This is a genomic window from Ruegeria sp. N7, from assembly GCF_056531345.1.
The window spans coordinates 1-6,983 of record NZ_JBQFLR010000036.1; the positions used below are offsets into that span (position 1 = coordinate 1).

The window sequence follows — 6,983 nt, forward strand, 5'->3', positions numbered from 1 at the left end:
CGCCCGCCGGCACCTGAAACCATCATCCCGATGGATCACAGGCCGATGATCCACTAACAATCAACTTGGACCAGTCAGATGAGGCTGCTCATGGCAGAGGGGGTTGAACTGCAAAAGTTCATTTCGATGTTTCCTGATAGTGCACGCATTCAGCATCATGTCGGAACAATCCGAGATGGAACTTACGATCAAAGAACGGCCACGTTGTCCGTTTGGCAGGCATCTTTGGAACTGTTGAAGCAGCAAGCCATTGACGCTGGCATGGATGCTGGGTTTCCAAGCCACGTTGGAGGTCTTTTTGAGAAAGCAGTCAAAGCCGGCTACGGCGATGAACATGTTATGGCCTTGTTCAAAGTTCTGAGAGACGATGGGCGGGCTGCCGATTGAAAACTTGGCTCACAAAGGTCAGCTGAATGTACCGCCATGTTTTGTGGCTGCTAAGGTGGATCAACATCCGCAGGTTGGGATAGAGCTGCCGCCAACTTGATTTGCCAGCTTCTTCCTGAAAAGATGGCACCCTGTTCACAAGTCGGGAGTGCAATTTTGTGCGTTTTCTTTGTGCCGTTCTGATTCTGAATTTGGCGACTGGTTTTTCTGCCGCAGCTCAGGAAGCAGTTTATCTGATCCGACATGGTGAAAAAGAGCTGTCTGGAACTGACCCTGTCCTCACCCCGGAGGGCAGACAGCGCGCAGCAGATTGGGCTGAGATGCTTAGGAATGTTGGCCTTGATGCCATCATCACGTCGGATGCGCTGCGAACTCAAGAAACCGGCGGCATAATTGCCAACGCCCTTGGCCTTGAAATCAATGCCTTGCCAAAAGGCGATGTCGCAGGGTTGGTCGATTCATTGGAATTCGACCATGAAAAAGAGACAGTTCTAATTGTCACCCATGCTGAAACCATTCCACAAATTCTGGAATACATGGGCGTGCTTGAAGACGTCACGATCGACCAAAGCGAATTCGGCAATCTTTATGTTGTTCTTAGATCCTCTTCGGATAGTCCAACCTACATTCATTTGTTGATGCCTTGACGCATTCTGACAGGCCCGCTTCGGGCTCTTCCGACGCCTTCGCCGCATGATCCACGAACGGCAGATCTAGGATGAACCGCCTTTCGCTGCACCGCGCATGAACAGATAAACAGCGGGACTTTGCCGTCATTCGATCTGGAGCCTTCGCTGAAGCAGCATTTGCTCGCGGTCGCGGCATACTTATTGTTGCGGCGCGGCGAGTGTCACCAATCAGGTCATTCGCAGGCGTTGTATTTGCGTTAACGGAAACTGTACCCTCGCCGCAGCTCGGTCGGACAATCAGGACGCAGGATATGGAAGGCATTGAAACATTGATTCTCGTTTCGTGTTTGAATTGATCAGGAACGAGGCACCAAAAGTGTTTCTGTTTGCAATTTTGCTTTTTTTTGACGAGCATAATCTTGTTTTTCCGATGCGGGACTTAACGTTACTGCCGAACGCGATAGCCGGAAGCAATGATCTTGTTTATCAGAACAGCGGCGGCCTGGTGCATGTCCTTTTCATCGTTATTGCCGACCGCTGTTTCGTGGACAGCAGCTGCGTCATGCAGAACTCCCACAATTTCATGTTCGGGCAGAAGCTCACGATCTTTAATTGCAAGCAAAAGCGCTTCACAAATTGAGAGTGCGGCCATTCCTGAATGGTCTTGCCGGTCAGCCATGGTAGACGTCCTTTTCTAACAGGCGTCCAAGCATGGAAGCGCCACGATGAATTGCACCATACTGGCATAGATTGCTGTATACTTAACTGATCGAAAGCAGTCTTGGCGTCGGATAGTTTCGCGGGCTGCTCATCGATGAAGGAAGAACACTTGCGCACTATCAAAAATAGTCCACTCACCCGAAAGCTTTCAAACTTCGTCGCTCTGACTGAGGTTGAACTTGCGGTATTGGCACGCTTGCACAAACGCCGCAGAACCTTTGAAGCCGGACGTGACCTTGTGCATCAAGGGCAATCAGAGCAGGCTGCCTACATTCTGGCCTCGGGCTGGGTTTGTTCCTACAAAACCCAGACTGACGGGTCGCGTCAGATCGTCGATTTCCAAATACCGGGTGACTTTCTGGGTTTGCGAAGCGTTCTGCTGCACACCTCGGATCACAGCATAGAACCAATCATGGAAATCCAAGCTATTGAGGTAGTAGTGGATGATCTCCTGGAAGCATTTGCGCAAACGCCCCGGCTGGCGACAGCAATTCTTTGGGCGGTATCTCGAGATGAAGCGATGGTGGTTGAGCACCTGGTCAACATAGGACGGCGAGATGCGGGTGAGCGCATGGCGCATTTTCTTTTGGAACTTGGTGTGAGGCTGACTCAGGTCGGGATGGCAAACAAGACGGGATACACTTGCCCCCTGACACAATACCACCTTGCCGATGCGCTGGGACTGAGTGCCGTGCATGTTAATCGTGTCCTACGGCAACTGCGGGAGAAGGGGTTGGTTACTTTTCAATCCGGGCAAGTGGCATTTGATGATTATGACGGACTGGTGACGTTGGCCGGTTTTGACCCCACTTATCTGGATCAGGCCGGGCCACTGTTGAAGCAATAGGTTCACCCCTCGAGCGATGCCGGGGTTTTGATGATGGTTGCCTGGTTAGAGACGCCATTCTCTTCGGCAGATTTGGGATTTCACTGAAAAAGAAGCGCAAGATAAATACAGTCCGATTGCGGTACTGGATTTCCTGCGCTTCTCAATTACTCGTTAAGAACACGCCAGCAAATATCCCGCCAACACAAATCAGGTTGCCGGAAACCAAACATCGTTGCACTGACTCAGGTTAGTCAATTTTCTGGCAGTATCTGATCCTCAGATGCCAAATGCATTTGAGATTCCAATAGAATCTCAAGTCATTGGCCGCCGACTAACATCGATCAGCGCACGTCTGCCATTTGCACATTATTCTAATTTACAACGCCAGTACTTCCGCGGCGCTTAAGAGCGTGTTCAGCGGCAGACTGTGCGGGGAAGATCCAACAAACTATTTGGAGGGCTAAGGTGAGCACGAGATCGTCCAGTTCTTTGGTGACGTTTTCAAATCCGTTCTCTTTGTGCGGCTACCCGGATGAACTTCCTGCAGGCGAGTATGAAGTAATTGTTGAAGAAGAACTATTACAGGGCCTGAGTTTCGAAGCATATCGAAGAACCGGAACCTACCTGACGGTTCAGAGCAAAGGCAGCAAGCCAGGCCGCACAGAAATGCGCCCCATCGACCCAAAAGATCTCGAACTGGCACTTAAGCACGACCAGACCTTGGCCACATCTAACAATGACAGCGATGCGGCGCTTTCCCCGCAGGAGGAATAGATTATGAACACGCCCGAATGGCTTAAACCCGGAATCTACGGCGCCCTGATCGGAGGGGTTTTCGTCGGCGTCGTTGGATTTTCTTGGGGTGGATGGATGACCGGCAGTAACGCGGACAAGATGGCCAACGCCATGTCCCGCGACAATGTAATCGCTGCGTTGGTTCCGATCTGCATCGACATGGCTAGAACTGACGCCCAACGCGCCGAAAAAATAACGACGATCAAAGAAGCTTCTTCTTTCAAGCGAAAGGATGCCGTTATGGCAGCCGGCTGGGCAACGGTACCGGGATCCCAAACCCCCAACAAAGATCTGGCACAGGCCTGCATTGAGGGGCTGAACCTGGATGGATCGTAACTCAATCACTCAACATTCGGACAACGCCGTTTGCACCAGGACAGTTCGAAAAAATCAGTACTGGTTTTACTCTCACTTCATGACGGCGCTGTTTGTTGGCGTTTTCAGCTGCTTGACGGGCTCCTTTATCTCATCAAGTCCCGCATCGGCCGAAACAAACTCTATCCCGGATAACGCGCATCCCAAAAAGTATGGCGACGGTTGGGAATGCGATTTGTCCTATCGGTTGGAAGGCGAAGAATGCGTGGCCATTGCCGTCCCAGAAAATGCCTACCCGACAAACAGAACCTATGGTTCGGGCTGGGCATGTACACATGGCTTTGTTGAAGTTGGTGGCACCTCATGCGTTGAAGTAATTGTGCCTGAGGGCGGATATCTCGATCCATCAGGTGAGAGGTGGCGGTGCCTGCGTGGGTACACAAGGGTAGACGATAGCTGCCAAAAAATCGTGGTGCCGGACAACGCCTACCTGACGAACAGTACCTACGGATCTGTATGGCTTTGCAATCGTGGCTACGAGACAGATGGTGAAGCGTGCGTTGCAATAGCAGTGCCGGATAATGCCTTCCTGAACGCATCAACCCACGGGCGTCCCTGGACATGCGAGCGCGGATATTTTGAGCGAGACGGAAGGTGCGATGCAGTCATCGTGCCTGAAAACGCTTTCTACGATGACGCGATCCACGGAGTTGGATGGAAATGCGAACGTGGCTACGAGGCGTCCGGTGATCACTGCGATGCAATCGATCTACCCGCAAATGCCCATATCGACCGATCCGGCAATGGGTGGCAATGCCACAGAAATTTTCATCGGTCGGAAGGGCTGTGTGTTCTGAACGAATGAGGTTTCAGTCAGAGAGCCCACTTTTCCAAACTTCACATTTTGTGCCCGTTCTTACCTAGGACGGCGTGTTTCACACTCCAAAAAGGAACAGATATGAAACCCGTACCCATTGCGTCGGATGCCAAGCAGTTCATTGCCAGCGATGCGCAAGAGCTGCCGCCTGAACAAGCCGTTTTTCCGGAGCTTCACCGCAAGACACTTGTGACAGACATACCGACTGCAATTGTGTATTGCGAAGGAAACTTCGCAAAGATCGATGGCAAGACGGCTAATGGTCTCGTTCGACATTCACAGGCCTATCGCGTTCTTTCGGTGATCGACAGCACGTATGGCGGTTGTGACAGTGGCAAAGTGCTTGATAATATCGCAAATCAGGTTCCCATCTTCGATGATCTTGATGCCGCCGTCGCTAATGAAGCTACGATCCCCGACACTTTTATTTACGGAATGGCGCCGGCCAGCGGCAGAATGTCCCTTGAGGATCGCGAAGTTGTTGTGGATGCGATAACGCTCGGAATGAACATCGTCAGTGGGCTGCATGAATTTCTTAGCGATGACAAAGAGCTCGCCGGAATTGCCAAAATTCACGATGTCACGATACGCGACATTCGCAAGCCGCGGCCCAATCCCGACCTGCGCCTGTTAGATGGCAGTATTGGAGACGTCCAGGCGATCCGCATCGCGGTGTTCGGCACCGATTGTGCAATTGGAAAGCGTACAACCGCGACAATCCTGACAGGCGCACTTAACGCGCATGGGATCAAAACAGTTTTGGTCGGCACCGGCCAGACAGGTTTGATGCAGGGCGCCAAGTATGGCGTTGCGATGGATTCGGTGCCGCCGCAATTTTGTTGTGGCGAACTTGAGCGTGCTGTTGTTGCAGCATCTGAAGGTGAGCGCCCCGATGTCATAGTGATCGAGGGCCAGGGCGCGCTCAGCCATCCGGCCTTTTGTATATCAGCCTTTATTCTGCGAGGCAGTCAGCCACATGCAGTTATTCTTCAACACGCGCCTAAACGAAAACGTCGATGTGATTTCCCCAACATGACTATGCCCGACCCTTGCGATGAAATCACCCTGATCGAGGCTTTTGCGAACACAGAGGTAATTGGCATGACGATCAACCATGAAGGAATGAATGATGTTGAGATTTCAAAGGCCATCACAGACTACAACTGCAAATTGTATCTCCCGGTCACTGACGCATTGAACCGCCCTCCAAAAAACTTGGTGAATATGGTTCTATCTGCCTTTCCGCGCTTGCAACCCGTACGTGCTACGACGATTGAATGAGTAAGCTGCGTATCGACGTTGATCTGGACAAAATTCGGTACAACACACGGTTCCTGGTCGACCACCTTAGACCCCGCGGAATTACAGTGACAGGCGTGACCAAAGCCGTGTGCGGTCATCCGGCGATTGCGAATGCTATGATTGAAGTTGGCGCGACAGGGCTGGCGGACGCCCGGATCAGCAATGTCATGCGTATGCGCAATGCTGGAATCTCGTGTCCCATACCCTATACCTTCAATGCAGTGTGTGACTTTAGACAGTCCTTCGAACACTCGGTCGATCCTTGCCATTGGACTCCAGGACACCGATGCGGCGGGTCTAATTTTCCCTGCTGGCGTCACGTTCGTCGGAGCCACCAGTGATCATATCGTTGTTGAAAACACCAATTGTCTGCTTCGCCCTGGTGGCGAGGTGAAGCTGAAATTGAACTATAGCGCGCTCTCGCGCGGCATGGCTGCACCCGATGTAGCAAAAGTTTTCCATGGTGATGGCGCATTGGTTGACTGCACCGCAGCGAACACTGATCGCCCATATTCGAAGCGAAAGTAGCGCGCCAGGGTTGCCGCCGCCTCGGTTCTGCTTCATCCACCCGTCTTATTCTACGGCTTTACGTAGTAAATTGGGCCACCAATACCTATATTGGTGGTACCCGCATTCACTTTTCACACCCTATCTGGGCTCGTGAGTGTTGCGGACAATCAAAGGATCAAAATGATGTCTTTCAAAGACCTTACGACCAGAGCGGCTGCCGCACTGAAGGAAAACGATGCGGACGCGTCAAAAAAAGAAGTGACGTCGAAAGGGCAGGACGCCGTCCCCGAAAAATCAAAGCCTAAACCTCAAAACTGATAATACCCTGCCGGGAGCGGGTGGCTTGTTCTTGTTTACATCTCCGAGCGAGCGGTATCAGCAAAGGAGAACTACCCAAATGAACCAACTAATCAGCAAGACAATCGCAGTCTTTTCCAGGCCATTTACTTTCCCTGGCTTTGACGAATTACTCCCGGCGGGCGAATACGACATAGAAACTGAGCTTTCCGCACCACCAGATTATTTGGATCCAGATGGACCTGTCCCGTTTTTGTGCCGCCCCAAGTGCTCGTTTAAGCCACTTTCCTTTCGAATGCGACAGGGCTTTTCCAGCCCAATG

At 51.7% G+C, this 6,983-nt stretch carries 10 protein-coding genes and 1 pseudogene; 9 read left to right on the forward strand and 2 right to left on the reverse strand.

Going from position 1 to position 6,983, the window contains the following annotated elements; all coding sequences use genetic code 11:
- The first annotated feature begins 90 nt into the window (after positions 1 to 90).
- Together ACR0ES_RS19865 and ACR0ES_RS19870 are read left to right on the forward strand one after the other, a co-directional pair.
- On the forward strand, positions 91 to 387 hold the full coding sequence (locus ACR0ES_RS19865) for an imine reductase family protein (protein WP_480774560.1): 297 nt from the start codon (positions 91 to 93) through the stop codon (positions 385 to 387).
- A gap of 158 nt (positions 388 to 545) precedes the next feature.
- Positions 546 to 1,034, forward strand: coding sequence for a phosphoglycerate mutase family protein (locus ACR0ES_RS19870; protein ID WP_480588790.1), 489 nt, complete (start codon positions 546 to 548; stop codon positions 1,032 to 1,034).
- Positions 1,035 to 1,461: 427 nt separating this feature from the next.
- On the opposite strand, the gene ACR0ES_RS19875 is transcribed toward ACR0ES_RS19870, so the two are convergent.
- Positions 1,462 to 1,695 carry a hypothetical protein gene (locus tag ACR0ES_RS19875; protein ID WP_010442296.1) on the reverse strand — a complete coding sequence of 78 codons (234 nt, stop codon included), beginning with the start codon at positions 1,693 to 1,695 and terminating at the stop codon, positions 1,462 to 1,464.
- Between the two features lie 135 nt (positions 1,696 to 1,830).
- Between ACR0ES_RS19875 and ACR0ES_RS19880 the strand changes: the two genes are divergently transcribed.
- The 6 genes from ACR0ES_RS19880 to ACR0ES_RS19905 all read left to right on the forward strand — a co-directional run bounded on the left by ACR0ES_RS19880 (position 1,831) and on the right by ACR0ES_RS19905 (position 6,195).
- Positions 1,831 to 2,583 carry a Crp/Fnr family transcriptional regulator gene (locus tag ACR0ES_RS19880; RefSeq protein ID WP_170499212.1) on the forward strand — a complete coding sequence of 251 codons (753 nt, stop codon included), beginning with the start codon at positions 1,831 to 1,833 and terminating at the stop codon, positions 2,581 to 2,583.
- Positions 2,584 to 3,030: 447 nt separating this feature from the next.
- Positions 3,031 to 3,339 (forward strand): hypothetical protein, encoded by a 309-nt coding sequence (locus tag ACR0ES_RS19885; protein ID WP_171722472.1) that lies wholly within the window; start codon positions 3,031 to 3,033, stop codon positions 3,337 to 3,339.
- A gap of 3 nt (positions 3,340 to 3,342) precedes the next feature.
- Positions 3,343 to 3,696: a hypothetical protein gene (locus ACR0ES_RS19890; RefSeq protein ID WP_171722471.1), complete on the forward strand. Its 354-nt coding sequence runs from the start codon at positions 3,343 to 3,345 to the stop codon at positions 3,694 to 3,696.
- Positions 3,686 to 4,540: a hypothetical protein gene (locus ACR0ES_RS19895; protein ID WP_480627490.1), complete on the forward strand. Its 855-nt coding sequence runs from the start codon at positions 3,686 to 3,688 to the stop codon at positions 4,538 to 4,540. The genes ACR0ES_RS19890 and ACR0ES_RS19895 overlap by 11 nt, the downstream gene beginning before the upstream one ends.
- A 93-nt stretch (positions 4,541 to 4,633) precedes the next feature.
- Entirely contained in the window at positions 4,634 to 5,833 is a 1,200-nt protein-coding gene (locus ACR0ES_RS19900; RefSeq protein ID WP_480871575.1) for an N-acetyltransferase DgcN family protein, read from the forward strand.
- Complete coding sequence (locus ACR0ES_RS19905; RefSeq protein WP_480871576.1) at positions 5,830 to 6,195, forward strand: alanine racemase; 366 nt, start codon at positions 5,830 to 5,832, stop codon at positions 6,193 to 6,195. Before ACR0ES_RS19900 ends, ACR0ES_RS19905 begins: the two co-directional genes overlap by 4 nt.
- On the opposite strand, the gene ACR0ES_RS19910 is transcribed toward ACR0ES_RS19905, so the two are convergent.
- The gene (locus ACR0ES_RS19910) at positions 6,152 to 6,418 is read right to left on the reverse strand and encodes a hypothetical protein (protein WP_480774561.1); all 267 of its coding nucleotides are present in this window, start codon (positions 6,416 to 6,418) and stop codon (positions 6,152 to 6,154) included. The genes ACR0ES_RS19905 and ACR0ES_RS19910 overlap by 44 nt on opposite strands.
- A gap of 343 nt (positions 6,419 to 6,761) precedes the next feature.
- Between ACR0ES_RS19910 and ACR0ES_RS19915 the strand changes: the two are divergent.
- Positions 6,762 to 6,983: pseudogene (locus tag ACR0ES_RS19915) on the forward strand (hypothetical protein); the annotation flags it as partial.

What these genes read in the sequence shown, in the direction of transcription:
- ACR0ES_RS19900 (WP_480871575.1), top strand. Translation starts at nt 4,634, where the DNA reads ATGAAACCCGTACCCATTGCGTCGGATGCCAAGCAGTTCATTGCCAGC.
- ACR0ES_RS19880 (WP_170499212.1), top strand. Translation starts at nt 1,831, where the DNA reads ATGAAGGAAGAACACTTGCGCACTATCAAAAATAGTCCACTCACCCGA.
- ACR0ES_RS19890 (WP_171722471.1), top strand. Translation starts at nt 3,343, where the DNA reads ATGAACACGCCCGAATGGCTTAAACCCGGAATCTACGGCGCCCTGATC.
- ACR0ES_RS19910 (WP_480774561.1), bottom strand. Translation starts at nt 6,418, where the DNA reads ATGAAGCAGAACCGAGGCGGCGGCAACCCTGGCGCGCTACTTTCGCTT.
- ACR0ES_RS19875 (WP_010442296.1), bottom strand. Translation starts at nt 1,695, where the DNA reads ATGGCTGACCGGCAAGACCATTCAGGAATGGCCGCACTCTCAATTTGT.
- ACR0ES_RS19865 (WP_480774560.1), top strand. Translation starts at nt 91, where the DNA reads ATGGCAGAGGGGGTTGAACTGCAAAAGTTCATTTCGATGTTTCCTGAT.
- ACR0ES_RS19905 (WP_480871576.1), top strand. Translation starts at nt 5,830, where the DNA reads ATGAGTAAGCTGCGTATCGACGTTGATCTGGACAAAATTCGGTACAAC.
- ACR0ES_RS19895 (WP_480627490.1), top strand. Translation starts at nt 3,686, where the DNA reads ATGGATCGTAACTCAATCACTCAACATTCGGACAACGCCGTTTGCACC.